This window comes from Stenotrophomonas maltophilia group sp. RY12688 (genome assembly GCF_052149045.1).
Taxonomy (GTDB): Bacteria; Pseudomonadota; Gammaproteobacteria; order Xanthomonadales; family Xanthomonadaceae; genus Stenotrophomonas; species Stenotrophomonas sepilia.
In genome coordinates, this window is record NZ_CP197389.1 from 835,434 (window position 1) to 859,572 (window position 24,139).

The 24,139-nt window shown below is 66.0% G+C and carries 21 protein-coding genes; 14 read left to right on the top strand and 7 right to left on the bottom strand.

The features are described from left to right. The first annotated feature begins 198 nt into the window (after positions 1 to 198). The 6 genes from rpsM (at position 199) to ACS0OT_RS03840 (ending at position 3,898) form a co-directional block, all read left to right on the top strand. The gene (rpsM, locus tag ACS0OT_RS03815; RefSeq protein ID WP_004154500.1) at positions 199 to 555 is read left to right on the top strand and encodes a 30S ribosomal protein S13; all 357 of its coding nucleotides are present in this window, start codon (positions 199 to 201) and stop codon (positions 553 to 555) included. An 11-nt stretch (positions 556 to 566) separates the two neighbouring features. Next, positions 567 to 956, top strand: coding sequence for a 30S ribosomal protein S11 (gene rpsK, locus ACS0OT_RS03820; RefSeq protein ID WP_004145443.1), 390 nt, complete (start codon positions 567 to 569; stop codon positions 954 to 956). A 15-nt stretch (positions 957 to 971) separates the two neighbouring features. Then, positions 972 to 1,601, top strand: coding sequence for a 30S ribosomal protein S4 (rpsD, locus tag ACS0OT_RS03825; RefSeq protein ID WP_004145446.1), 630 nt, complete (start codon positions 972 to 974; stop codon positions 1,599 to 1,601). 55 nt (positions 1,602 to 1,656) lie between these two features. Further along, positions 1,657 to 2,655: a DNA-directed RNA polymerase subunit alpha gene (locus ACS0OT_RS03830; protein WP_005408216.1), complete on the top strand. Its 999-nt coding sequence runs from the start codon at positions 1,657 to 1,659 to the stop codon at positions 2,653 to 2,655. Between the two features lie 190 nt (positions 2,656 to 2,845). Continuing rightward, positions 2,846 to 3,229 (top strand): 50S ribosomal protein L17, encoded by a 384-nt coding sequence (rplQ, locus tag ACS0OT_RS03835; protein ID WP_005408217.1) that lies wholly within the window; start codon positions 2,846 to 2,848, stop codon positions 3,227 to 3,229. 162 nt (positions 3,230 to 3,391) lie between these two features. Next, positions 3,392 to 3,898, top strand: a complete 507-nt coding sequence (locus ACS0OT_RS03840) for a disulfide bond formation protein B (protein WP_005415421.1) — start codon at positions 3,392 to 3,394, stop codon at positions 3,896 to 3,898. A 96-nt stretch (positions 3,899 to 3,994) separates the two neighbouring features. On the opposite strand, the gene ACS0OT_RS03845 is transcribed toward ACS0OT_RS03840, so the two are convergent. Beyond that, complete coding sequence (locus ACS0OT_RS03845) at positions 3,995 to 6,121, bottom strand: TonB-dependent receptor (protein WP_442256042.1); 2,127 nt, start codon at positions 6,119 to 6,121, stop codon at positions 3,995 to 3,997. Positions 6,122 to 6,342: 221 nt separating this feature from the next. Between ACS0OT_RS03845 and ACS0OT_RS03850 the strand changes: the two genes are divergently transcribed. Together ACS0OT_RS03850 and ACS0OT_RS03855 are read left to right on the top strand one after the other, a co-directional pair. Continuing rightward, entirely contained in the window at positions 6,343 to 7,734 is a 1,392-nt protein-coding gene (locus ACS0OT_RS03850) for a class II 3-deoxy-7-phosphoheptulonate synthase (protein WP_053500150.1), read from the top strand. Positions 7,735 to 8,409: 675 nt separating this feature from the next. Further along, the gene (locus ACS0OT_RS03855; RefSeq protein ID WP_329953150.1) at positions 8,410 to 9,597 is read left to right on the top strand and encodes a mechanosensitive ion channel family protein; all 1,188 of its coding nucleotides are present in this window, start codon (positions 8,410 to 8,412) and stop codon (positions 9,595 to 9,597) included. 27 nt (positions 9,598 to 9,624) lie between these two features. Here the strand turns inward: ACS0OT_RS03855 and ACS0OT_RS03860 are convergent, their stop codons facing one another. The 3 genes from ACS0OT_RS03860 to typA are packed head-to-tail and all read right to left on the bottom strand — an operon-like array spanning position 9,625 to position 13,615. Beyond that, the gene (locus ACS0OT_RS03860) at positions 9,625 to 11,247 is read right to left on the bottom strand and encodes an amidase (protein WP_069138926.1); all 1,623 of its coding nucleotides are present in this window, start codon (positions 11,245 to 11,247) and stop codon (positions 9,625 to 9,627) included. A gap of 41 nt (positions 11,248 to 11,288) precedes the next feature. Continuing rightward, entirely contained in the window at positions 11,289 to 11,756 is a 468-nt protein-coding gene (locus ACS0OT_RS03865; protein ID WP_049414692.1) for a DUF2127 domain-containing protein, read from the bottom strand. 11 nt (positions 11,757 to 11,767) lie between these two features. Then, the gene (typA, locus tag ACS0OT_RS03870) at positions 11,768 to 13,615 is read right to left on the bottom strand and encodes a translational GTPase TypA (RefSeq protein WP_005415427.1); all 1,848 of its coding nucleotides are present in this window, start codon (positions 13,613 to 13,615) and stop codon (positions 11,768 to 11,770) included. 272 nt (positions 13,616 to 13,887) lie between these two features. On the opposite strand from typA, the gene ACS0OT_RS03875 reads away from it, so the two are divergent. The 6 genes from ACS0OT_RS03875 (at position 13,888) to ACS0OT_RS03900 (ending at position 20,550) form a co-directional block, all read left to right on the top strand. Next, complete coding sequence (locus ACS0OT_RS03875; RefSeq protein WP_005408225.1) at positions 13,888 to 14,379, top strand: peptidylprolyl isomerase; 492 nt, start codon at positions 13,888 to 13,890, stop codon at positions 14,377 to 14,379. A 117-nt stretch (positions 14,380 to 14,496) separates the two neighbouring features. Next, positions 14,497 to 15,483, top strand: coding sequence for a malate dehydrogenase (locus ACS0OT_RS03880; protein WP_065178953.1), 987 nt, complete (start codon positions 14,497 to 14,499; stop codon positions 15,481 to 15,483). 122 nt (positions 15,484 to 15,605) lie between these two features. After that, positions 15,606 to 16,220 (top strand): RluA family pseudouridine synthase, encoded by a 615-nt coding sequence (locus ACS0OT_RS03885; RefSeq protein ID WP_065178952.1) that lies wholly within the window; start codon positions 15,606 to 15,608, stop codon positions 16,218 to 16,220. A 629-nt stretch (positions 16,221 to 16,849) separates the two neighbouring features. Then, complete coding sequence (prpE, locus tag ACS0OT_RS03890) at positions 16,850 to 18,730, top strand: propionate--CoA ligase (RefSeq protein WP_005415430.1); 1,881 nt, start codon at positions 16,850 to 16,852, stop codon at positions 18,728 to 18,730. A 214-nt stretch (positions 18,731 to 18,944) separates the two neighbouring features. Continuing rightward, positions 18,945 to 19,448, top strand: coding sequence for a hypothetical protein (locus ACS0OT_RS03895; protein WP_005415431.1), 504 nt, complete (start codon positions 18,945 to 18,947; stop codon positions 19,446 to 19,448). Between the two features lie 46 nt (positions 19,449 to 19,494). Next, positions 19,495 to 20,550 carry a suppressor of fused domain protein gene (locus ACS0OT_RS03900; protein ID WP_065178951.1) on the top strand — a complete coding sequence of 352 codons (1,056 nt, stop codon included), beginning with the start codon at positions 19,495 to 19,497 and terminating at the stop codon, positions 20,548 to 20,550. Positions 20,551 to 20,643: 93 nt separating this feature from the next. Here the strand turns inward: ACS0OT_RS03900 and ACS0OT_RS03905 are convergent, their stop codons facing one another. From ACS0OT_RS03905 to ACS0OT_RS03915, 3 genes are all read right to left on the bottom strand, one after another. After that, entirely contained in the window at positions 20,644 to 21,255 is a 612-nt protein-coding gene (locus ACS0OT_RS03905; protein ID WP_053501065.1) for a glutathione S-transferase N-terminal domain-containing protein, read from the bottom strand. Positions 21,256 to 21,339: 84 nt separating this feature from the next. After that, on the bottom strand, positions 21,340 to 21,798 hold the full coding sequence (locus tag ACS0OT_RS03910; protein ID WP_004154513.1) for a cell wall hydrolase: 459 nt from the start codon (positions 21,796 to 21,798) through the stop codon (positions 21,340 to 21,342). A 297-nt stretch (positions 21,799 to 22,095) separates the two neighbouring features. After that, entirely contained in the window at positions 22,096 to 24,126 is a 2,031-nt protein-coding gene (locus tag ACS0OT_RS03915; RefSeq protein ID WP_164093614.1) for an NADPH-dependent 2,4-dienoyl-CoA reductase, read from the bottom strand. Positions 24,127 to 24,139 lie beyond the last annotated feature (13 nt).

A 24,139-nucleotide genomic window follows, 5' to 3' on the forward strand; every position in this document is an offset into this window, starting at 1 on the left:
GAAACCCCAGGTCCAACCCCATCCGGCGCCGGAGCCTGGGCACACTCCCCAGGCCGGGTTCATGAAACCAATAGTTTCACGGGCTTCCATGTAAACCGGAACCTTGTTAGTATCGCTAGTTCACTTTTTTGATCCATCCTGCCGGATTGGCGTGCCCGAGGCGCGCTGTCGGCCATCACTCAGCTGGAGAACCGCGTCATGGCGCGTATTGCAGGCGTCAACCTGCCAGCCCAGAAGCACGTCTGGGTCGGGTTGCAAAGCATTTACGGCATCGGCCGTACCCGTTCGAAGAAGGTCTGCGAAGTCGCAGGCGTTGCTTCGACCACCAAGATCCGCGATCTGTCGGAGCCGGAAATCGAGCGCCTGCGCGCCGAAGTCGGCAAGTACATCGTGGAAGGCGATCTGCGCCGTGAGATCGGCATCGCGATCAAGCGCCTGATGGACCTGGGCTGCTACCGCGGCCTGCGTCACCGTCGTGGCCTCCCGCTGCGTGGCCAGCGCACCCGTACCAACGCCCGCACCCGCAAGGGTCCGCGCAAGGCGATCAAGAAGTAAGGGACTGAGAAATGGCTAAGCCCGCTGCTAAGACCAAGAAGAAGATCAAGCGCGTCGTCACCGACGGCGTTGCCCACGTCCACGCTTCGTTCAACAACACCATCGTCACCATCACCGACCGCCAGGGCAACGCTCTGTCGTGGGCGACCTCCGGTGGCGCTGGCTTCCGCGGTTCGCGCAAGTCGACCCCGTTCGCTGCCCAGGTGGCTGCTGAAAAGGCCGGTCGTGCTGCGCTGGACTACGGCGTGAAGTCGCTGGAAGTCCGCATCAAGGGCCCGGGTCCGGGCCGTGAGTCGGCCGTGCGTTCGCTGAACAACGTCGGCTACAAGATCACCAACATCATCGACGTGACGCCCATCCCGCACAACGGGTGCCGTCCGCCGAAGAAGCGTCGCGTCTAAAGGGAGCGATAAGAAATGGCTCGTTATATCGGTCCTACCTGTAAGCTCGCCCGCCGCGAAGGCGCCGACCTGTCCCTGAAGAGCCCGGCGCGTGCGCTGGACTCCAAGTGCAAGCTGGAGCAGAAGCCCGGCCAGCACGGCGCCACTGCCCGCAAGGGCAAGCTGTCCGACTACGCCACCCAGCTGCGTGAAAAGCAGAAGGTCAAGCGTATCTACGGCCTGCTGGAGCGTCAGTTCCGCAACTACTACAAGAAGGCCTCGACCAAGAAGGGCAACACCGGCGAGAACCTGCTGCAGCTGCTGGAAACCCGCCTGGACAACGTCGTCTACCGCATGGGCTTCGCCGTGACCCGTCCGGCTGCCCGTCAGCTGGTGTCGCACCGCGGCGTCACCGTGAATGGCAAGTCGGTCAACCTGGCTTCGTACCAGGTCAAGGCTGGCGACGCCATCGCTCTGTCCGAAAAGGCTGCCAAGCAGCTGCGCGTCCAGGAAGCCCTGACCGTCGCCGCCCAGCATGACCTGAGCCCGTCGTGGGTTGAAGTGGATTCCGGCAAGTTCACCGGCATCTTCAAGGCTGTTCCGGATCGTTCGGATCTGCCTGCGGACATCAACGAAGCGCTGATCGTCGAGCTGTATTCGAAGTAATTCACATTGGAGAGCCCCCGGCGACGGCCGGGGGTTCACTAGGAGAACCCGCAACATGACGGTTACCGCCAACCAGGTTCTGCGTCCTCGCGGTCCGCAGATCGAACGCCTTACCGACACCCGTGCAAAGGTCGTTATCGAACCTTTGGAGCGGGGTTACGGGCATACGCTGGGCAACGCCCTGCGTCGCGTGCTGCTGTCGTCCATCCCGGGCTTCGCCATCACGGAAGTCGAAATCGACGGCGTGTTGCATGAGTACACCACGGTCGAAGGTCTGCAGGAGGACGTGCTCGAAGTCCTGCTCAACCTGAAGGATGTGGCCATCCGTATGCACTCCGGCGACAGCGCCACCCTGTCCCTGTCCAAGCAGGGCCCGGGCGTTGTCACCGCTGCCGACATCAAGGTCGACCACAATGTGGAGATCCTGAACGGCGACCATGTGATCTGCCACCTGACCAAGGACACGGCAATCAACATGCGTCTGAAGATCGAACGTGGTTTCGGCTACCAGCCGGCTGCCGCGCGTCGTCGTCCGGACGAAGAAACCCGTGCCATCGGCCGCCTGGTCCTGGATGCCTCGTTCTCGCCGGTCCGCCGTGTCGCCTATGCCGTGGAAGCGGCGCGTGTCGAACAGCGCACCGACCTGGACAAGCTGGTCATCGATATCGAGACCAACGGCACCATCGATGCCGAGGAAGCCGTGCGCACCGCCGCCGACATCCTCAGCGACCAGCTGTCGGTGTTCGGTGACTTCACCCACCGCGACCGCGGTGCGGCCAAGCCGGCCAACAACGGCGTGGATCCGGTGCTGCTGCGCCCGATCGACGATCTGGAGCTGACCGTGCGTTCGGCCAACTGCCTGAAGGCTGAAAGCATCTACTACATCGGCGATCTGATCCAGAAGACCGAAGTGGAGCTGCTGAAGACCCCGAACCTGGGCAAGAAGTCGCTCACCGAGATCAAGGAAGTGCTGGCTCAGCGCGGCCTGTCGCTCGGCATGAAGCTGGAGAACTGGCCGCCGGCCGGCGTCGCCAGCCACGGCATGCTGGGCTGATATCGGCAATGCCTGAAGGCTCCACCGTTCGCGGTGGGGCCTTCAACGCAACACAACATGCCACGACGAACCCCAAGTTCGCGGGCAGGTCGTCCAGGACGGGCGGCCAGGACCATCCGCAGTCCGCGCAGCAACGCCATGATGGCGACAACGATCCGCACAGCCTCATCATTAACCAAGGAATATCACCATGCGTCACCAGAAGTCTGGCCGTAAGTTCAGCCGCACCAGCGCCCACCGCGAAGCGATGTTCAAGAACATGGCCGCCTCGCTGTTCAAGCACGAGCTGATCAAGACCACCCTGCCGAAGGCCAAGGAACTGCGCCGCGTTGCCGAGCCGCTGATCACCCTGGCCAAGGTCGACTCCGTCGCCAACCGCCGTCTGGCTTTCGCTCGCCTGCGCGACAACGAAGCCGTGGGCAACCTGTTCACCATCCTGGGCCCGCGCTACGCGAACCGTCCGGGCGGCTACCTGCGCCTGCTGAAGTGTGGCTTCCGCGCTGGCGACAACGCGCCGATGGCCTACGTCGAGCTGGTTGACCGTCCGGTCGTGGCCGAGGAAGTGGCCGAGTAATCGGACCGCTCCAACGCGACACAGCGAAAGCCCGGCCTCTGCCGGGCTTTTGCGTTTCTGCGGGATCTGACCCGCACCGTTCCGACAGGCGTCACCTGTGGCGGTTCGAATGGCATGCACTCTCGGTTACGCTTGGCGCCTTGATCCATTCGAGCGTTGACGATGAATCCACTGCGCTGGCCCTTCCGCGCCCAGTTCTTCCTGGGCTTCCTGATCTGCGCGGGCCTGCTGGGCTACGCGATCTTCCTGCAGCTGAAGATGGGCCTGGAGCCGTGCCCGCTGTGCATCTTCCAGCGGCTGGCGTTCGCCGCGCTGGGCCTGCTGTTCCTGATCGGTGCACTGCACGGGCCCTCCAACCGTCCTGGCCGGGCAACCTACGGCGTGCTCGCCTTCATTGCCGCCGCGGTCGGCGTAGGCATCGCTGCGCGCCACGTCTACGTGCAGATGCTGCCACCGGAGATGGGTGCGACCTGCGGCCCGCCGCTGAGCTTCCTGCGCGAGACCATGGGGCCGCTGGAAGTATTCCGCACGGTGCTGACCGGTACCGGCAACTGCGGCAATATCGACTGGACGTTCCTGGGCCTGACAATGCCGATGTGGTCGGGCGTGTGGTTCGTGCTGCTGGCGCTGTGGGCGCTGGTGGTGTCGCTGCGCAAGGTCAAGCGCTGAACGCAGGGTAGTGCCGGCCGCTGGCCGGCAACCGCATGAACGATGGCAGCGTTCCCGTAGATGCCGGCCAGCGGCCGGCACTACCACGGTCCGTTCTCAGAAATCCTGCTGCAGGCTCAGGTAGGCGCCACGGCGCGGTCCCCACTGCGGGGCGAACACGCCGACGCCACCGCCATCGCGCAGTTGGTAGCTGCGATCCAATGCGTTGATCACGGCCAGCTGCACATGCAGCGGATGGCCGCTGCCGGCATTGAAGTCATGCCCGGCGCTGAGGTTCACCTGCAGGTAGGACGGCAGCTCGCCGCCGTTGGGCACGCCCTCGATGTCCGAACGCAGGCCGCTACCGAACACGTAGTTGGCGCCGACCCGGTTGTGTCCGGCAAAGGCGTAGCTGAAGCCACCCGATGAGGTCAGCTTCTGGTCGTGGTCGAGGTGGATCCAATGGTTGGCCACATAGGCCAGCGCGTCCGGATCGAGGTTGTACTGGCTGGTGATGACCTGGGTGCCGATGGCCTTGTTGTACGCTGCGTTGACGTAGGCGCTGAACGGACCGTCGCTGTAGTCGGCACTGAACTCCAGGCCATGGATATGGCCGCGGCGGTAGTTGAACGTCGAGTAGATGTAGGCGGCACCGAACTGGCCTTCGTCCTGCAGGCGCGCGACGCGTCGGTCATAGGCATCCAGGCCCAGGGTCAGGTGTTCGCCCACCTGCTGCGACACGCCGATGTCGTAGTAGTCGCTGCGCTCGGCCAGTGGCGTGTTGTTGCCGCCGCTGGGTTGCTGGTTGGTGGTGCCGTCGTACAGCGCGATGTCGCTGCTGGCGATCAGCTCACTGGCCGGTGGCGTGAAGTAACGCGAATAGCCGGCATGCACGGTGGTGCTGTCGCTGGCATTCCAGGCCACGCCCACGCGGGGGCTGAGCTGGCCCTCGGTGTGGCCAAAGGCCTTGTAGCGATCGCCGCGCAGGCCGTAGTTGACGGTCCAGTCGTCGCCGATCTCCCATTCATCCTGCACGTACAACGCCTGCGTGCTGGCATGGAAGGCACTGTGGTCAGGTATCAGCAGCGGCGTGGTGCTGGATTGCTGGCCGGCGTCATCGACCGGAAACACCCAGCTGCTGTTGTTCGCACGCGCGTTCTCGTAATTGCCGTACAGGCCATAGCGCAGCGTGTGGTCGCTGCCCAGCGGGGTGGAGAAATCGGCCTGCAGCGTGTTGGCGCGGTTGCTGCGCTGCACCTGCGAGGCGACGCCACTGAATACCAGGTCGCCGATGACATCCGGGTTGAACGCCACATCGCTGTAGCGCTGCCCGGCTGACAGCTGGTAGGCGGTGCTGCCCAGCGCGCCCTGCAGCACCAGCATGCCGAAGCGGGTGGTCTCGCGCTGGGTTTCATCCAGCTGGCTGGAGTCGAAGGTGGTGGTGTCCAGGTAACCGAACTGCGGGGTCTGCCCGGGGTTGACCGGGATCTGGAAGCGATTGTTGGCGAAGCCGGCGAACACGCTCAGGCGCGTGTTCTCGTTGACCAGGTAGGTGAGGTCAGCGAACGCTTTGCCTTGGTGGGTGTCGTCGTGCAGCGGCTTGCGCGAGCGGGTCGGGTTCTCCAGGCCAACCTCGTTCTGGTCGTAGTTGCCAGTAAGGAACCAGCTCCATCGCCCCTGGTTGCCCCACCACGAGGCATTCGGATTGATCTTGCCGAACGAGCCTGCGGTCAGACCGGCGCTGCCGCCATTGCCGAGCTCGGCACCATTGCGGGTGGTGATGTCGACCACTGCAGCGGTGCGCTCGCCGAACTGCGCCGGCAGCGCGCCATCCATCAGGCGGATGCTCTTGACGGTGCGGGCATCCAGTGTCTGGCCGAAGCCGGAGATCGATTCGGGCAGCAGTACGCCATTGATGCGGTACTGCAGATTGGCGTGGTCGCCGCGCACGTGCACGCCGCCATAGGAATCCTGGACCACGCCCGGGGCCTGCAGCAGTACCTGGCTGAGCGGCGCGGAGGCACCCAGCGGCTGCTTCTGGATGTCCTCGGCGGTGATCTGGTACTGGCTGCTGCCGATGTCCGGCGACAGCGCGTTGCGGGCCTGGTCGAGCTGGGCGTGGACAGTGACTGCGTCCAGATCCTTGACGGAGGAAGAGGTGTCGTCGGTCGTTGCGGCGAAGGCGGGCAGGCTGGCCAAGGCCAGGGCGAAGGTAATACCGGTAGCGAGGGGCGAGGGCTTCATGGTGAGAGAGGGGGCGGCTGGGCGTGGAAGGGGCCGGTCCATGACGTGCAAGTGTTACTCCATAACAAATCATGCGCCTGTCCCGTGCGGCTGGCCATGCCGGATCTGGCTGCTGGCGTTGGCCTTTCCCTGCCGTTCAGGTGGCCGGGGCGGTGGGGGTGGGCCTTTGCGTCAGCGGCTGGCTCTGCGACCATGGCCGCCCCCCACCCCGGAAGTCTGCAATGAGCCTGTCCGCCGTTCCGCCCGCCTCCGATTCCGACGCGACCACCGCTGGCGCTGCCTGGTCGCCGGAGAGCTGGCGTGGCAAGACCGCGCTGCAGATGCCGACCTACCCGGACCCGGTGGCGTTGGACGCCGCTCTGCACGAGCTGAAGCGGCTGCCGCCGCTGGTCACCTCGTGGGAGATCCTGGCGTTGAAGCAGCAGCTGGCCGAGGCCCAGGAAGGCAAGCGCTTCCTGCTGCAGGGCGGCGACTGTGCCGAGAATTTCAGCGACTGCGAATCGGGCACCATTTCCAACCGATTGAAGGTGTTGCTGCAGATGAGCCTGGTGCTGGTGCACGGCCTGCGCCAGCCGGTGATCCGCGTGGGCCGCTTCGCCGGCCAGTACGCCAAGCCGCGCTCGGCCGACACCGAGACCCGCGACGGCGTGACCCTGCCCAGCTACCGCGGCGATGTGATCAACGCGCCGGCCTTCACCGAGGCAGCACGCCTGCCGGACCCGAAGCGGATGCTGCAGGCCCACGCGCATTCGGCGATGACGATGAACTTCGTGCGTGCGCTGATCGACGGCGGTTTCGCCGACCTGCACCACCCCGAATACTGGAACCTGGAGTGGGTAAGCCACTCGCCGCTGGCGGCCGAGTACCAGAAGATGGTGGCCTCGATCGGCGATGCGGTGCACTTCATGGAGACCCTGGCCGGGGCCCGCGTGCACAACCTCAACCGCATCGACTTCTACACTTCGCACGAAGCCCTGCTGCTGCCCTACGAGCAGGCGTTGACCCGCCAGGTGCCGCGCCAGCAGGGCTGGTTGAACCTGAGCACGCATTACCCGTGGATCGGCATGCGCACGGCCGCGCTCGATGGCGCGCACGTGGAGTACCTGCGTGGCGTGCGCAATCCGATTGCGATCAAGGTGGGCCCGTCGGTGACGCCGGACCAGCTGCTGCGCCTGATCGATGTGCTCAACCCACATGACGAGCCGGGCCGCCTGAGCTTCATCCATCGGATGGGCGCGACGCAGATCGCCGAGAAACTGCCGCCGCTGCTGGACGCGGTCAAGCGTGATGGTCGCCGCGTGCTGTGGGTGTGCGATGCGATGCATGGCAATACCGAAAGCACCGCCAACGGTTTCAAGACACGCCGCTTCGACAACGTGCGTGGCGAGGTGGAGATGTCGTTCGATCTGCATGCGGCCGCCGGTACGCGCCTGGGCGGTGTGCACCTGGAACTGACCGGCGAGGACGTGACCGAGTGCATCGGCGGCGCGCGCGAACTGACCGAGCGCGACCTGGAGCGTGCGTATCGTTCGACGGTGGACCCGCGGTTGAACTACGAGCAGTCGCTGGAGATCGCGATGGCGATCGTGCGCAAGCAGGAGCAAGTGCGGTAAGGATTTTTCGGCAGGGCTTTGCAGCCCTGCACCTGCTACGAGCCAGAGCAACGTCAACGTCAACGTCAAAAGCGGGCTATCCGTGGGTTGGCGGGACGGTGTCGGAGTGCGGGGACACCGCAAGTACGTCCTTGTAGGCTTGGCAGCCGCATCCATGCGGCTGACACCCCGCACCCCGACACCGCCCCACCTTCGACAGGTTCACTCGGCTGCTGGTAGGTGTCGACCTTGGTCGACACGGTAGATCCACGCCATGCGTGGATGCTTTTGGAATCCAATTCGAAATATTCGATTCCGATGGAGATTCATCCACGCATGGCGTGGATCTACTGCAGATCGCGGAGATCTGTCGTAGGCGGGGTGGGTCCGGTTGCGGGGGCGTGAGCCGCATGGATGCGGCGACCGAGCTTACATGGGTGAGGGCGCTTTGCTTGCGAAGCACTGCTTCGCAAGCGCCCGAACGCACAGCCGCCAGCGGCTGGGCCGGGCCCCGGAGGTGTACTTGCAGCGCCCCCCGCAACCGGACCCACCCCGCCATCCCACAGCAAACCCGCTTCTGCTTCGGCTGTTGCTGTTGAGGTTGCCGGCCAGCGGCCGGCACTACCGCAGGTGCAGGCTGCAAGCCCTGCCGACCAACACCCTTCTTACGAACGGCTGACGTGACGCTCATGTGCCATGCGCGAGGCTGTCCACTTGGCGGTTCGACTGGAGGTGACAAGGGTGCACTGGCAGAGCGCACAGGCCTACGCATGGCCGTTGGGATTGGCCGTGGTGGTGGGCGGTATCGGCGCGTGGCTGATCCTGTGGATCTATCATCGGCTGAAAGGGCGTGATCGGCGGCGCGCGCGCATCGGGCGTGTGCTCGGGCTGCCAATGGCCACCGCATGGCCGCTGCTGCTGTTGATTCCTGCGTTGCAGGCCACGCCGCTGCAGGATCCCCTTCTGGGCAGCCTGCAACGGGTGCTGCATATCGCACTGACCGCCTGCTTCATCTGGTTGCTGGTACGCGCAGTGGCAGCGGGTGAGCGGGCCATCCTGCGCAGCCATCCCATCGATGTCTCCGATAATCTGGAAGCGCGCCGCATCCAGACCCAGACGCGGGTACTCAGCCGCGTGCTGATGGGCGGCATCATCGTGCTGGGCACTTCGCTGGTGCTGCTGACCTTCCCCATGGTGCAGAAGATCGGCACCGCGCTGCTGGCCTCGGCGGGCCTCATCGGCCTGGTGGCCGGTATCGCCGCAAAGCCAGTGTTCGGCAACCTGATCGCTGGCCTGCAGATTGCAGTGACCCAGCCGATCCGGCTGGACGATGTGGTGATCGTCGAGGGCGAGTGGGGACGCATCGAGGAGATCGGCAGCAGCTACGTGGTGGTACGCATCTGGGACGAGCGGAGGATGGTGGTGCCGTTGACCTGGTTCATCGAGAACCCCTTCCAGAACTGGACGCGGCGTAGCGCTGACCTGCTCGGCACAGCCTTCCTGTGGCTGGATTATCGTGCCCCGATTGCGGCGATCCGTGCTGAACTGGAGCGCATCTGCCGGGGCGAAGCGTTGTGGGATGGCCGGGTCTGCGTGACCCAGGTGACCGAAACCAGCGAGCGCGCGATCCAGGTGCGCCTGCTGGTGAGTGCGCGCAGCTCCGGCGACGCGTTCGACCTGCGTTGCCTGGTACGCGAGCGCATGCTCGATTTCCTCGCGCGTGAGCATCCGCACTCGCTGCCGCAGCTGCGTGCGCGGCTGCAGCATGCTGACGAGCTGGACATGCCGCGTGGTCCACGCGCACGTACTGCAGATGTGCGTTCGCCGGGGGCTGAAGACGGTGAGGCGGCAATCGTGCCGATGGAGCCGGAACCCGAACGGTAGCGCCGGCCAGCGGCCGGCACTACCGGATCAAGGCTCGCCGGCGTCGATCAGCGTGTCGGTGCCGAAGTGCGGTGGCCGCCGCGCGCGGGTGCGCTGTTCGTAGGCGTACGCCATTTCGATCAGCTTCGGTTCGCTCCAGGCGGTGCCCATGAACAGCAGGCCGACCGGCAGGCCATCGATCTGGCCCATCGGCACGCTGAGGCTGGGATAGCCGGCGACGGCGGCGGCACTGTAGCTCTCGCCGGGGAAGTCGTCGCCTTCGCTGCGGATCGGCCACGCAACGCCGGTGGTCGGCGCGACCAGGGCGTCGAGCTGGTGGGCGGCGAGGGCCGCATCGATGCCTTCCGGGCCCGCCAACCGGCGCGCATCGCTGCGTGCGCGGATGTAGGCGGGGTCAGCCAGGCCGGCGGTGGCGTCGGCCTCTACCAGCAGTTCCTGGCCGAACAGGCCAAGCTCCTGCTTGCTGTGCGCCTGGTTGAAGGCGATCAATTCGGCCAGGCTGTGCAGGGGAGCGCGGTGGGTGCTGAAGTAACGCTCCAGCCCGGCCTTGAACTCGTACAACAGTACCTTGCGTTCGGCGTCGGCCCAGGCGCCCTGGTTGGGCAGCTCCACCGGCACCACGACGGCACCGGCCCGACGCAGCTCGGTGGCGGCGTGTTCGATCAGTGGCGGCATGCCGCGGTACTTCAGCAGCGGCGTCTGCAGCAGGCCGATGCGCTTGCCACGCAGTCCCTGCGGATCCAGCCGCGCGGTGTAGTCGTACACCGCACGGCCGGGCATGGTTGCGGTGGCCGGGTCGGCATCATCGCGGCCGGCAATTGCGGTCAGTACGGCCGCAGCGTCGGCGACGCTGCGTGTCATCGGTCCCGCAGTGTCCTGGCTGAAGGAAATCGGGATGATGCCATCGCGGCTGACCAGGCCGACGGTCGGCTTGAGGCCGACGATGCCATTGATCGCCGCAGGGCAGACGATGCTGCCGTCGGTTTCGGTGCCGATCGCCACGCTGGCCAGGTTGGCGGCCACCGCTACCGCGCTGCCGCTGCTGGAGCCGCAAGGCGAGTGGCTGAGGCGATAGGGATTGCGGGTCTGGCCACCGCGCGCGCTCCAGCCGGACACCGAATCGTTGCCGCGGAAATTGGCCCATTCGCTGAGATTGGTCTTGCCCAGCACCACGGCCCCGGCCTCGCGCAGGCGCCGCACCAGATACGCATCGTCAGGGCGGAACCCCTGCAGGGCCAGCGAGCCGGCACTGGTGGCCATCGGTGCGGCGTTGATGTTGTCCTTCAGCAGTACCGGGATGCCATGGAGCGGTCCGCGCAGGTGCCCATCGCGGCGCTCGCGGTCACGTTCGGCGGCTTCCTTCAGGGCATCGGGGTTGAGCTCGATCACCGCGCGCAGGCGGGGGCCGGCCCGATCCAGGGCGGCGATCCGCTGCAGGTAGGCCTGGACCAGGGTGGCGCTGTCCAGCTCGCCGGCGGTCATCTGCGCCTGCAGGTCGGTGACATCGGTTTCGGCGTACGGGAAGGGCACGTTGCGGCTCGCGGGTTCGGCCGCATGCGCGCTGGGCGTGGCCGGGCTGCAGCCAGCCGAAAGCAGCACAGGCAGCGTGGCAAGCAGGCAGGTCAGCAGAGGCGGCAAGGACGGGCGCATGGGGCGGCTTGGTCGGCTCCAATCCCCAGTGTAGCCGCTGCTCAGCGGTGGCGCTTGCGCAGATCGCGGGCGAGGACGTAGACCACGATCAGGTTGATCGCCAGGATCGTCCACGACGGCCAGCCGGGGTGGCGGATGATCGCAAAGATGTCGAAGGGCAGGTACAGCGAGGCAGTCAGGCAGCCCAGCCAGGAGGCCCAGGCCTTGGCCCGCCACAGGCCCCAGGCTTCGACCAGGTGCAGCAGGCCGTAGCCGATCATCCCCGCCGCGGCCAGGTGGACCGCGTCGGGGCTGATCATATGCAGCAGCGAGGGCAGGGTGCCATGGTCCGGATCCAGGCTGAAACGCCGGATCAGGACCATGATGCCGTGCCGAAGCGGCTGCGGTCCGAGCACTTCCAGCCCGGTGGCGGCCAACAGCGCCAGTAACGCCTTGCTCGCTTCGAGCAGGGCGATGACGTGCAGGCCCGGATGCCGGTGTGGATCCGGGTTGTAGCCGCTCTGGTTCACGGGGTGCAGGCTCAGCCGCCGCGCGAAGCCTTCTTGCGATCGCTTTCGGTCAGGAACTTCTTGCGCAGGCGGATCTCCTTCGGGGTGATCTCGACCAGCTCATCGTCTTCGATGAAGTCCAGGGCCTGTTCCAGCGAGTACTTGATCGCCGGGGTCAGCTGGATCGCATCGTCCTTGCCCGAAGCGCGCATGTTGGTCAGCGGCTTGGTCTTGATCGCGTTGACGGTCAGGTCGTTGTCCTTGGAGTGGATGCCGACCAGCTGACCTTCATACACGTTGTCGCCTTCGGCAGCGAAGAGCTTGCCGCGTTCCTGCAGCGGACCCAGCGAGTAGGCCGGGGTGACGCCCGGCGCATTGGCGATCATCACGCCGTTGATGCGCTTGGCGATGGCGCCCTGTTCCTTCGGGCCGTAGTGGTCGAACACGTGGAACAGCAGGCCCGAACCCTGGGTCAGGGTCTTGAACTCGTTCTGGAAGCCGATCAGGCCACGGGCCGGGATCTGGTACTCCAGGCGCACGCGGCCCTTGCCGTCCGATTCCATGTTCTTCAACTGGCCCTTGCGGGTGCCCAGCTTTTCCATCACGCCGCCCTGGTGGATTTCTTCGATGTCCACCACCAGCTGCTCGATCGGCTCCATCAGCTGGCCGTCGATTTCCTTGATGATCACTTCCGGGCGCGACACAGCCAGCTCGTAGCCTTCGCGGCGCATGTTCTCGATCAGCACCGACAGGTGCAGTTCGCCACGGCCGGAGACCAGGAACTTGTCGGCGTCTTCCAGCTGCTCGACCTTCAGGGCCACGTTGTGGACCTTTTCACGGTCCAGGCGGTCCTTGATCTGGCGGCTGGTCAGGAACTTGCCACCGGACAGGTCCTTGTTGCCGGCGAACGGCGAATTGTTCACCTGGAAGGTCATCGAGATGGTCGGCTCGTCGACGGTCAGCGCAGGCAGGGCTTCCGGGAAGTCCGGTGCGCAGATGGTGTCGGAGATGGTCAGCTCCTGGATGCCGGAGATGGCCACGATGTCGCCGGCCTCGGCCGAATCCTGCTCGATGCGCTCCAGGCCCATGAAGCCCAGCACCTGCAGCACCTTGCCGTTGCGCTTCTTGCCTTCACGGTCAATGACCGCGACCTGCATGTTCTTCTTCAGGGTGCCGCGCTGGATGCGGCCGATGCCGATCACGCCCACGAAGTTGTTGTAGTCCAGCTGGCTGATGCGCATCTGGAACGGGCCTTCCGGGTCCACTTCCGGCTTCGGCGCGTGCTGCATGATCGCTTCGTACAGCGGGGTCATGTCGCCGTCGCGCACGGTGTCTTCCAGGCCCGCGTAGCCGTTCAGGCCCGAGGCGTAGACGATCGGGAAATCCAGCTGCTCGTTGGTGGCACCGAGCTTGTCGAACAGGTCGAAGACCTGGTCGATCACCCACTCCGGACGGGCGCCCGGACGGTCGACCTTGTTGACCACGACGATCGGCTTGAAGCCCATCGCGAAGGCCTTCTGGGTCACGAAGCGGGTCTGCGGCATCGGGCCGTCCATCGCATCAACCAGGATCAGCACGGTGTCGACCATCGACAGCACGCGCTCGACCTCACCGCCGAAGTCGGCGTGGCCGGGGGTATCGACGATGTTGATCCGGTTCTTGATGCCGGTCTTCTTGTCTTCCCAGGTGATGGCGGTGTTCTTGGCCAGGATGGTGATGCCGCGTTCCTTTTCCTGGTCGTTGCTGTCCATCACGCGCTCGGCGAGGACGGTGCGCTCGGACAGGGTGCCGGACTGCTTCAGCAGCTGGTCGACCAGGGTGGTCTTGCCATGGTCGACGTGGGCGACGATGGCGATGTTGCGAAGATTTTCGATGGACATACGAAAGGGGGCCAGTCGGCGCCGGATTTGGAAAAAGAAGTCCAACATTATACGTCGAACTTGACGATTCGCGAAAAGGTGGATTTCACGCCGGCCCAGCGGCCCATTCAGCTGGCTGTCCGCCGCTTCGGCCGAGGTCGCCAGGACGGGGCCCCCGGCTCACCTTCCGCTGGCTGAAGGCGGGGGCTCCACCGATGGTCGAAGGCACCGCCGCCACGAGGCAGGTGTAAACTAGGTGGCTAGACGCATTCCCCTTTGCACCAAGGATCTTCATGTCCCTCATCGCCACTTTCGACACCACCCAGGGCCCGATCAAGGTCGAGCTGTTCGCCGACAAGGCGCCGCTGACCGTGGCCAACTTCGTGAACCTGGTCAAGCACGGCTTCTATGACGGCCTGATCTTCCACCGCGTGATCGCCGACTTCATGATCCAGGGCGGCTGCCCGCAGGGTCGTGGCACCGGCGGCCCGGGCTACAAGTTCGAAGACGAGAAGAATGGCGTGAAGCACGAGGTCGGCTCGCTGTCGATGGCCAACGCCGGCCCGAACACCAACGGCAGCCAGTTCTTCATCACCCACATCAAGACCGATTGGCTGGACGGCCGCCACACCGTCTTCGGCAAGGTCCTGGAAGGCCAGGCCATCGTCGATTCGGTCAAGCAGGGCGACGTGATCCATTCGATCACCCTTGAAGGCGACGTCGACGCCGTGCTGGCCGCCCAGGCCGACCGCGTCGCGGAGTGGAACAAGCACCTCGCCGCCTGACCCCCTTCGAAACGGCCACCCACGGGTGGCCGTTTCCCTGTTCCCCGCCGCCTGCCCGGCCTGCGTGGCCATGCCCGCGGCGTCCCATCAAACGCTTGCAAGCAAGAGGAAACCCCCATGAAAGCACCCGTTCGTGTTGCCGTGACCGGCGCCGCCGGCCAGATCGGTTATGCCCTGCTGTTCCGCATCGCCTCCGGCGAAATGCTGGGCAAGGACCAGCCGGTCATCCTGCAGCTGCTGGAACTGCCGGTCGACAAGGCCCAGGCCGCCCTGAAGGGCGTGATGATGGAGCTGGAAGACTGCGCGTTCCCGCTGCTGGCCGGCATGGTTGGCACCGATGACGCCGAAGTCGCGTTCAAGGACGCCGACATCGCTCTGCTGGTCGGCGCACGTCCGCGTGGCCCGGGCATGGAGCGCAAGGACCTGCTGCTGGAAAACGCCAAGATCTTCACCGCCCAGGGCGCGGCGCTGAACAAGGTCGCCAGCCGCGACGTGAAGGTGCTGGTGGTCGGCAACCCGGCCAACACCAACGCCTACATCGCGATGAAGTCGGCCCCGGACCTGAAGCCGGAAAACTTCACCGCCATGCTGCGCCTGGACCACAACCGCGCGCTGAGCCAGCTGTCGGCCAAGCTCGGCAAGCCGGTCGGTGGCATGGAGAAGCTGGTCGTGTGGGGCAACCACAGCCCGACCATGTACCCGGACTACCGTTTCGCCACCGTCGACGGCGCCTCGATCGCCGATGCGATCAACGACCAGGAGTGGAACGCCAACACGTTCATCCCGACCGTCGGCAAGCGCGGCGCGGCGATCATCGAAGCCCGTGGCTCGTCCTCGGCCGCTTCGGCCGCCAATGCCGCCATCGACCACGTGCGTGACTGGGTGCTGGGCAGCAACGGCAAGTGGGTCACGATGGGCGTGCCGTCCGACGGTTCCTACGGCATTCCGGAAGGCGTGATCTTCGGTTTCGCGGTGACCACCGAGAACGGCAAGTACACCCTGGTCAAGGATCTGCCGATCGACGACTTCAGCCAGAAGTACATCGACAAGACCCTGGCCGAGCTGGAAGAAGAGCGCGCCGGCGTCGCCCACCTGCTGGGCTGATGCAGGCGGTACCGGCTCCGGTCGGTACGTCTTGCATCAAGGCAGGTACCGACCGCTGGTCGGTACGCAGAAAACGGGGAGGCTTCGGCTTCCCCGTTTTCATTTGGAATTCCTGGAACCGCATGATCCACCTGCACTACATCGACGACGCGCTGCTGGTGGCTGAAAAGCCCCCCGGCCTGCTGTCCGTGCCCGGCCGCAGCGCCGAGAACCAGGACTGCGTCGTCGCGCGCCTGCAGGCGCTGTACCCGGATGCGTTGACCGTGCACCGCCTGGACCAGGTGACTTCCGGGCTGCTGCTGCATGCGCGTGGCAAGGACATGCAGGCGGCGTTGTCGATGCAGTTCGAGCAGCGCCGGGTTGGCAAGCGCTATGAAGCGGTCGTCGAGGGGCTGCTTGAAGGCGATGCCGGCGACGTGGATCTGCCGCTGATCGTGGACTGGCCGAACCGGCCGAAGCAGATGATCGACCATGAGCGCGGCAAGCCGGCGCTGACGCGTTGGCGCGTGCTGGTGCGCGATGTTGAAGCGCGGCGCACGCGCGTGGCGTTGGAACCGATCACCGGCCGCAGCCATCAGTTGCGGTTGCACATGGCCAGTATTGGCCATCCGATTGTTGGCGACGTGCTGTATGACGCGGCACCGGCGCACCGCGTGCATCTGCATGCACGCAGCCTGCGGTTCACGCATCCGCTGACGGGCGAGGCGCTCGCGTTCGAGTCCGCGACTCCGTTCTAGGGATTCGGCAGGGCTTGCAGCCCTGCCTCCGCAGAATCAACGTCAATGTCAAAAGCCGGCTATACGTGGGTTGGCGGGACGGTGTCGGAGTGCGGGGCCGCCGCAAGTACGTCCGTGTAGGCTTGGCAGCCGCATCCATGCGGCTGACACCCCGCACTCCGACACCGCCCCACCTTCGACAGGTTCACTCGGCTGTTGGTAACGGTGGCCGTTGTTCCGCGCAGCTGTTGGTAGGTGTCGACCTTGGTCGACACGCTTTTTCTGTCAGATATCGAATGAATCATTCACGCATGGCGTGGATCTATCGTGTCGACCAAGGTCGACACCTACCAGAACAATATGCCGTTCCGACAGATCGCGGAATCTGTCGAAGGCGGGGTGGGTCCGGTGGCGGGAGTGTCCGCGGCATGGATGCCGCGGCCAAGCCCCCATGGACGGGTTTACGGCGTCTCCCGCCACCGGACCCACCCCGCCATCCCCAAGTAAGCCAGCTTCTGCTGTTGCTTCGGCTTCTGCAGGTGCAGGGCGCAGCCCTGCATGAAAAACCCACCCCCTACCAAGGTAGGGCGGCCCGCGCGCCAGCGCCGGACTATCCTCGAACCCATGACTTTGTCTGGGAGGGCTGCGTCATGAACTACGAGGAAACCTACCGTCGCTCGATCGACGAGCCGGAGGCCTTCTGGGGCGAGGAAGCCAAGCGCATCCATTGGCACAAACCGCCGCAGCAGGTGCTCGACTACAGCAACCCGCCGTTCCGGCGCTGGTTCGTCGGCGGCGAAACCAATCTCTGCTACAACGCCGTCGACCGCCACCTGGCAACGCGCGCCGACCAGCTCGCGCTGGTTGCGATTTCCACCGAAACCAACAGCACCCGCGAGATCACCTATCGCCAGCTGTATCGCGAAGTGAACGACTTCGCCGCCGTGCTCAAGCATCTCGGCGTCGGCCACGGTGACCGCGTGGTGATCTACATGCCGAACATGGCCGAAGCCGTGTTCGCGATGCTGGCCTGCGCGCGCATCGGTGCGGTGCACTCGGTGGTGTTCGGTGGCTTCGCCGCGCACAACCTGGCGCTGCGCATCGACGATGCGAAGCCGAAGTTGCTGATCGCAGCGGACGCCGGCATGCGCGGTGGCAAGCTGATTCCGTACAAGCCGATGGTCGACGCGGCCTGCGCCGAAGCGGCGTCGCCGCCACCGCACGTGCTGATCGTGTCGCGCGGGCTGGATGCCGCCGAACCCCGCGTGCCGGGTCGCGACGTGGACTACGCCGCGCTGCGTGCACAGGTTGGTGAGGTCGATGTGCCGGTACAGTGGCTGGAAGCGAGCGAGCCGAGCTACCTGCTGTACACCTCCGGTACTACCGGCAAGCCGAAGGGCGTGCAGCGCGATGTCGGTGGTTACGCGGTGGCGATGGCGCAGTCGATGGAGACCGTGTTCGACTGCAAGCCGGGCCAGGTGATGTTCTCCACTTCCGACGTCGGCTGGGCGGTAGGCCACTCGTACAACGTGTACGGCCCGCTGATCGGTGGCTGCACCTCGTTGCTGTACGAGGGGCTGCCGACGAATCCGGACCCGGGTATCTGGTGGGCGCTGTGCGAACAGTACAACGTGCGCACCATGTTCTCCTCACCCACCGCCATCCGCGTGCTGAAGAAGCATGACGCGGACTTCATCCATCGCCACGACCTGCGCGCCCTGAAGTATCTGTTCCTGGCCGGAGAGCCGCTGGACGAGCCCACCGCGCACTGGATCAGCGAAGCGCTGGGCAAGCCGATCATCGACAACTACTGGCAGACCGAAACCGGCTGGCCGGCACTGACCCTGCTGCCGGGCCTGGAGATGAAGCCGGTGCGCTTCGGTTCACCGGGCTTCCCCAATCTCGGCTACCGGATGAAGGTGATCGACGAGAACACCGGCGAGGAAGTGGCACCGGGGCAGAAGGGCGTGCTGGTGGTGTCGCCGCCCTTGCCGCCGGGTTGCATGAGCACGGTGTGGAACGACGACAGCCGTTTCCTGCAGAGCTACTTCAGCCACTTCAAGGAACTGCTGTACAGCTCGCTGGACTGGGCGATCCGCGATGACGATGGCTATACCTTCATCCTCGGCCGTACCGACGATGTGATCAACGTGGCCGGGCATCGTCTGGGCACGCGCGAGATCGAGGAGGCCATCTCCAGCCATCCGCGCGTGGCCGAGGCTGCCGTGATCGGGGTCAAGGACGAGCTGAAGGGGCAGGTGCCGCTGGTGTTCGTCACCCTCAAGCAGGGGCTTGAAGGCGAGGATCCGGCGCCGGTGGTGGCCGAGATGATGGCGACGGTGACGACTTCGCTTGGTGCGGTCGCGCGCCCGGCGCATGTGCACGTGGTCAACGCGCTGCCCAAGACCCGTTCGGGCAAGCTGCTGCGGCGCTCATTGCAGGCGTTGGCCGAGCAGCGTGACCCGGGCGACCTGTCGACGCTGGACGACCCCAGCGCGCTGGAGGAGATCCGCCGCGCGCTGGGCCGTTGATCCGGTGGTGCCGGCCGCTGGCCGGCCCCCCATCAATCCCGAGGTTGCCGGCCAGCGGACGGCACTACCCGCTGCACTTGCGCTAAGCTCGCCCTGTCATCGACCTGCAACACGCGGTGCGCGCCGGGGAATGCGCGCGCCGCCCAGGGGTGGCACACAGGGGGGCGTGCCCGTGAGGGTGCGCCGGCATGGCGCATCAAGGGAGGGGGACGCAATGGCATTGCTGCACGCCAAGACGGCTGCTGGCCGTCAGGAAATCGAAGACCGTGGCCGGCGCCTGCCGGCGGCACTGCGTTCAATCCTGCTGATGGTCGATGGCCATCGCGATGACACCGAACTGCGCGGCTTGTTCGATGGCCTGCGCGCACCTCCGGATGCACTGGAGCAGCTGGCCGCACAGGGACTGATCGAGGTGATCGGCGGGAGCGTAGAGGCCGCTCCGGCGCGTGGCATCAGCACCGGCCGCGAACAGGACCCGGCGCTGTACCAGCAGTTGTACGACGCGATGAGCGAGGCGGTGCGGCGCCATCTGGGGCTGAAGGGCTACTTCATGCAGTTGAAGATCGAACGCTGCACCGATGCGCTGGCGTTGGAACGCCTTTGCCCGGAACTGCTGGCGGCGGTGGGCAAGGCGCGCAGCCCGGCGCTGGCCCAGCGCTGGTGGCAGGAAACCCAGTCCGCCGTAGTAAACGCTGGCAAAGAGGTCGTGCAGGCCTGAGCCACCGCGTAAAGTGATCGGTTCACTTCCCCACAAGGAGTTCCGCGTGCAGGACGACCACGATGACACCGACACCCCCGGCTGGGACGCGATCAATGCGGCGCTTTCGCCGCTGTATGCCGGGCAGGAGCCGCGACACTACGGCACCGCGCTTCCCTACACGCTCGGCGGCCAGGATCCGCTGGATGGCATCAGCGTGTACTGGGCGGATGCGCCGGTTCCGCATTGGCACTACATCACCTACGGTTTCTCCGAGCTGTATGCCAAGGAGAGCAGTGATGCTGCCGCCAGCGGCTATGGTTTCGAGCTGACGTTCCGTCTCGCTGCCGAAGCCGCTGAGAACGCCGACAGCACGCCGCCGGTGTGGCCGATGAACCTGCTGCAGAACCTGGCGCGCTATGTGTTCGGCAGCGGCAACGTGTTCGAGGATGGCCACCATCTGAATGCCAACGGCCCGATCGCACTGGAGACCGACACGCGGTTGTGCCACCTGGCCTTCATTGCCGACCCGCAGTTGCCGGCACGCGACACCGCCAATGGCCACCTGCAGTTCCTGCAGCTGGTCGGATTGACCGATGAGGAAATGGAGGCAGTCAAGCGCTGGTCTACGCGCGGCGTGCTGCAGGCGCTGCAGCCGGCAATGCCGCTGTGGGTCAGCGACCTGCACCGCGGCAACCTGCTGGAGGACCCTGCGCTGGCGGCAGAGGTGCGGGCCGGCAGCGAGCGCGAAGGCTCCAGCACCGGCATGTTGTTCATCGAGACACTGGACTGGCGCCAGGAGGCGGGCATGATCACGCTGGTGCTTGGCGCCGGCCAGGTGGCGAGCGTGTGCGAACTGCTGCCGCTGCGCCTGCGCCACGGCAGATCGCTGGAACTGGTCAGCCGCGAGCGGCAGTGGGAGTTCATCGCCGACGGGGGCGGTGAAGTGGCGGACGTATCCGCCGACAGCGCGCGCTGGTCACTGGACGAGGCGGGCCTGCAGGCCCTGGCAGGGGTGCACGCCGAGCGCGGGGTCTACCCGCTGGCAGGAAGGTTGCGTATCGAGGTGGTGCCGACCTACCTGCGCGATGCCAAGGGGGAAGTGATCCGCCAGATCGGCTGATCGCGCCAATGAAATCGAGGGGGGCGGAGCCGCCTGGTAGCCGATGGGGTCAGATCCGTTCGCCACGCGAACGGATCTGACCCCTGACCAAGGTCAGGCCAGGCCTTCGGCCTTCAGCGCGGCCTGCACGCCGGCATCGGCGTCCATGCGTGCCTTGTAGGCGGCCAGGTTGTCCAGGCCGGACAGATCAACCTTGGTACCGGCGGCCCAGCGCAGGGTGATGTAGAAGTACGGGTCGGCGAAGCTGCGGAAGCCGGCCAGCCAGGGCTTGTCGGCCAGCTGCTTGTCAGCGGTCTCGAACAGGCCACGCAGGCGCTTGTGCGCGGCGGCGCGGATCGCGTCGTACTGGCTCTCGTCGGCGATGAACTTGCCCGGCGCGAACAGCGGCGAGAAGGCCGGGTGCACGTCGGAATTGACGAAGGCCAGCCAGCGGGTGGCTTCGGCGCGCTGGCGCGGGCTGCCATCACCGGCGAGGCCGGCCTGCGGGAAGCTGTCGGCGATGTAGCCCATGATCGCGGCGTTCTGCAGCAGCACGAAGTCGCCGTCGACCAGTGCGGGAACGGCACCGGCCGGATTGATCTTCAGGAATTCCGGACCCTTCAGGGTGTCCTTGTTCAGCAGTTCAACCTCGAACGGCTGGCCGGTCCACTGCAGGGCGATGTGGTCGGCGGTGGAACAGGCACCGGGCTTGCTGTACAGCTTCATGGGAACTCCAGGTGATGAGGGCGGGAAACGCCCACTATCCCAGAGCCCGGCGGCGGCCGGCAACGCTGCCGCCAGCACGGATCGTTACGATTGCCGTGGCTTGAGGTTCTGCACCTTGTAGAAGGTGTGATCGCCGATGGTCGCCACCTGGTAGGCGTTGCGCCAGTTCGGGCTGGCGATGGACAGCGCGGCGAAGTGGCTGGCACCGGGCACGATCTCGCGGCGTTCGCCGGCCGGCAGCGCCCAGTTGCGCTCGGCGTCGAAGGCCACGTTCATCGCTTCGCTCCACGCCGCGTCATTGCCCAGCTGGGTGCCGGGGGAGACGATGGTCGGTGCGAACTGCTTGCGCGCGGTGACCACCTGGCACATCGAGTCGCCCCACAGGCCACTGTCGAGACGGCGCAGGGCGACCTCGGCAACAGCCTGCTGGCCGCGCAGGGTCTGGTCGCGGGCTTCCAGGTAGACGGTGGTGCTCAAACACAGTGAATCAGCGGCCGGCTGAGGCAACAACTGCGACAGCCAGAGAATCCAGGCCAGTTTCATATAACTCCTTGCTCCGTATGGGCCGCACCCTCCGGTTCCGGCCGCGGGGCGACAGGAGGTGGGGGACGACTTGGCGTCATGGGGAGGCGGCCATCGGGGCCGCCCCGTGGGCAGCCCCAAAAGAAACGATCAGTACCGATCGTGGGGACTGCGCCGGCTCACCGGAAACTGGCTGGTGAGCGGAAAGATGGCGCAAGGTAGGGGGGCATAGCCGAACGCATCGTGAACCGCTCGGCTTGACATTCAGGTTCAACCGGGGTGACGGAAATCACATTCCGTCCCCCATTCAGGCGCTCATCAGAGCGCGGCGGCGACCCGGCTGCCCTGGTCGATGGCGCGTTTCGCATCGAGTTCGGCGGCCACGTCGGCACCGCCGATCAGCTGCGCGTTGATGCCGGCCGCCTGCAGTTCGGCCTGCAGCGTGCGGTTCGGTTCCTGCCCGGCGCAGATCACCACATGGTCGACCGGCAGCAGCTGTTCGCTGCCGTCCACGCGGATGCGCAGGCCCTCGTCGTCCACCCCTAGGTACTCGACGCCACCGAGCATGCGCACGCCCTTGGCCTTCAGCGTGGCGCGATGGATCCAGCCGGTGGTCTTGCCCAGCCGCGCGCCCGGCTTGCCCGGGCTGCGCTGCAGCAGCCACAAGCGTCGCGGTGACGGCTCGACCTCGGGCCGACCCAGCGAGCCGCGTGCCTCGAAGCTGGGGTCCACGCCCCATTCGGCCATCCAGCGCTGCGGATCCAGCGAGGGGGATTCACCGGCGTGGCTGAGGAATTCGCCGACATCGAAGCCGATGCCGCCGGCGCCGATGATCGCCGCATTGGCGCCCACTTCGACCCGTCCCAGCAGCACGTCCAGGTAGCTCACCACCTTGGCGTGATCGGCACCGGGGAAATCGACCTTGCGCGGGGTGATGCCGGTGGCCAGCACCACCTCGTCGAAGCCAGCCAGTTGGGAAGCGTCGACGCGGGTGCCCAGGCGCAGCTGTACGCCGGTCTCCTGCAGCGCGTGGCGGAAGTAGCGCAGGGTCTCGTGGAACTCTTCCTTGCCGGGGATGCGCTTGGCCACGTTGAACTGGCCGCCGATCTCATCATTGGCATCGAACAGGGTGACCTGGTGGCCACGCTGGGCAGCGACAGTGGCGCAGGCCAGGCCGGCGGGGCCGGCGCCGACCACCGCAACCGTCTTCGGCGTAGCAGTGGGACGATAGACCAGCTCGGTCTCGTGGGCGGCGCGCGGATTGACCAGGCAGCTGGCCAGCTTGTTCTCGAACACGTGGTCCAGGCAGGCCTGGTTGCAGGCGATGCAGGTGTTGATCGCCTCCGCGCGGCCGGCACGGGCCTTGTTCGGCCACTGCGGGTCGGCCAGCAGCGGGCGTGCCAGCGACACCATGTCGGCGCCGCCACCGGCCAGGATGCTTTCGGCAACGTCGGGCATGTTGATGCGGTTGGTCGCCACCAGCGGTACCTTCACATGCGGCTTGAGCTTGGCGGTGACGCCGGCAAAGGCCGCGCGCGGCACCGAGGTGGCGATGGTCGGAATGCGCGCTTCGTGCCAGCCGATGCCGGAATTGATGATCGTTGCGCCAGCCGCCTCGATCGCCTGCGCCTGTTGAACGATCTCGTCCCAGTCGCTGCCGTCGTCGACCAGATCCACCAGTGACAGGCGGTAGATGATGATGAAGTCCGGGCCACAGGCCTCGCGGATGCGGCGCACGATCTCGACCGCGAAGCGCATGCGCTGGCGCGCGTCGCCGCCCCAGGCATCGGCGCGCTTGTTGGTGCGCGGGGCGATGAACTCGTTGATGAGGTAGCCCTCCGAGCCCATCACTTCCACGCCGTCGTAGCCGGCCTCGCGGGCCAGCTTCGCGCTGCGAGCGTAGTCGGCGATATGGCGCTCTACGCCGCTGGCCGACAATGCGCGCGGGGTGAACGGGTTGATCGGTGCCTTCAGCTTCGACGGTGCCACCGACAACGGGTGGTAGGCATAGCGGCCGGCATGCAGCAACTGCAGGCAGATCTTCGCGCCGTGCTGGTGCGCGGCGGCGGTGAGCTGGCGGTGCGGCCGCACTTCCCAGGGCCAGGACAGCTTGCCACCGAATGGCTTCAGCCAACCGACCACATTGGGCGCGAAGCCGCCGGTGACGATCAGGCCGACGCCGCCCTCGGCGCGCTCGGCGAAGTAGGCCGCCAGCCGTGGGAAGTCGCGGGCGCGATCTTCCAGGCCGGTGTGCATCGAACCCATCAGGACGCGGTTGCGCAGCTGGGTGAAGCCCAGATCCAGCGGGGCGAACAGGTGGGGATAGGCGCTTTCGTTGGCTGGCGACATGGTCGATACGCTT

Coding starts and splice junctions, on each gene's coding strand:
- rpsM (WP_004154500.1), top strand. CDS start 199: ATGGCGCGTATTGCAGGCGTCAACCTGCCAGCCCAGAAGCACGTCTGG.
- rpsK (WP_004145443.1), top strand. CDS start 567: ATGGCTAAGCCCGCTGCTAAGACCAAGAAGAAGATCAAGCGCGTCGTC.
- rpsD (WP_004145446.1), top strand. CDS start 972: ATGGCTCGTTATATCGGTCCTACCTGTAAGCTCGCCCGCCGCGAAGGC.
- ACS0OT_RS03830 (WP_005408216.1), top strand. CDS start 1,657: ATGACGGTTACCGCCAACCAGGTTCTGCGTCCTCGCGGTCCGCAGATC.
- rplQ (WP_005408217.1), top strand. CDS start 2,846: ATGCGTCACCAGAAGTCTGGCCGTAAGTTCAGCCGCACCAGCGCCCAC.
- ACS0OT_RS03840 (WP_005415421.1), top strand. CDS start 3,392: ATGAATCCACTGCGCTGGCCCTTCCGCGCCCAGTTCTTCCTGGGCTTC.
- ACS0OT_RS03845 (WP_442256042.1), bottom strand. CDS start 6,121: ATGAAGCCCTCGCCCCTCGCTACCGGTATTACCTTCGCCCTGGCCTTG.
- ACS0OT_RS03850 (WP_053500150.1), top strand. CDS start 6,343: ATGAGCCTGTCCGCCGTTCCGCCCGCCTCCGATTCCGACGCGACCACC.
- ACS0OT_RS03855 (WP_329953150.1), top strand. CDS start 8,410: ATGCGCGAGGCTGTCCACTTGGCGGTTCGACTGGAGGTGACAAGGGTG.
- ACS0OT_RS03860 (WP_069138926.1), bottom strand. CDS start 11,247: ATGCGCCCGTCCTTGCCGCCTCTGCTGACCTGCCTGCTTGCCACGCTG.
- typA (WP_005415427.1), bottom strand. CDS start 13,615: ATGTCCATCGAAAATCTTCGCAACATCGCCATCGTCGCCCACGTCGAC.
- ACS0OT_RS03875 (WP_005408225.1), top strand. CDS start 13,888: ATGTCCCTCATCGCCACTTTCGACACCACCCAGGGCCCGATCAAGGTC.
- ACS0OT_RS03880 (WP_065178953.1), top strand. CDS start 14,497: ATGAAAGCACCCGTTCGTGTTGCCGTGACCGGCGCCGCCGGCCAGATC.
- ACS0OT_RS03885 (WP_065178952.1), top strand. CDS start 15,606: ATGATCCACCTGCACTACATCGACGACGCGCTGCTGGTGGCTGAAAAG.
- prpE (WP_005415430.1), top strand. CDS start 16,850: ATGAACTACGAGGAAACCTACCGTCGCTCGATCGACGAGCCGGAGGCC.
- ACS0OT_RS03895 (WP_005415431.1), top strand. CDS start 18,945: ATGGCATTGCTGCACGCCAAGACGGCTGCTGGCCGTCAGGAAATCGAA.
- ACS0OT_RS03905 (WP_053501065.1), bottom strand. CDS start 21,255: ATGAAGCTGTACAGCAAGCCCGGTGCCTGTTCCACCGCCGACCACATC.
- ACS0OT_RS03910 (WP_004154513.1), bottom strand. CDS start 21,798: ATGAAACTGGCCTGGATTCTCTGGCTGTCGCAGTTGTTGCCTCAGCCG.
- ACS0OT_RS03915 (WP_164093614.1), bottom strand. CDS start 24,126: ATGTCGCCAGCCAACGAAAGCGCCTATCCCCACCTGTTCGCCCCGCTG.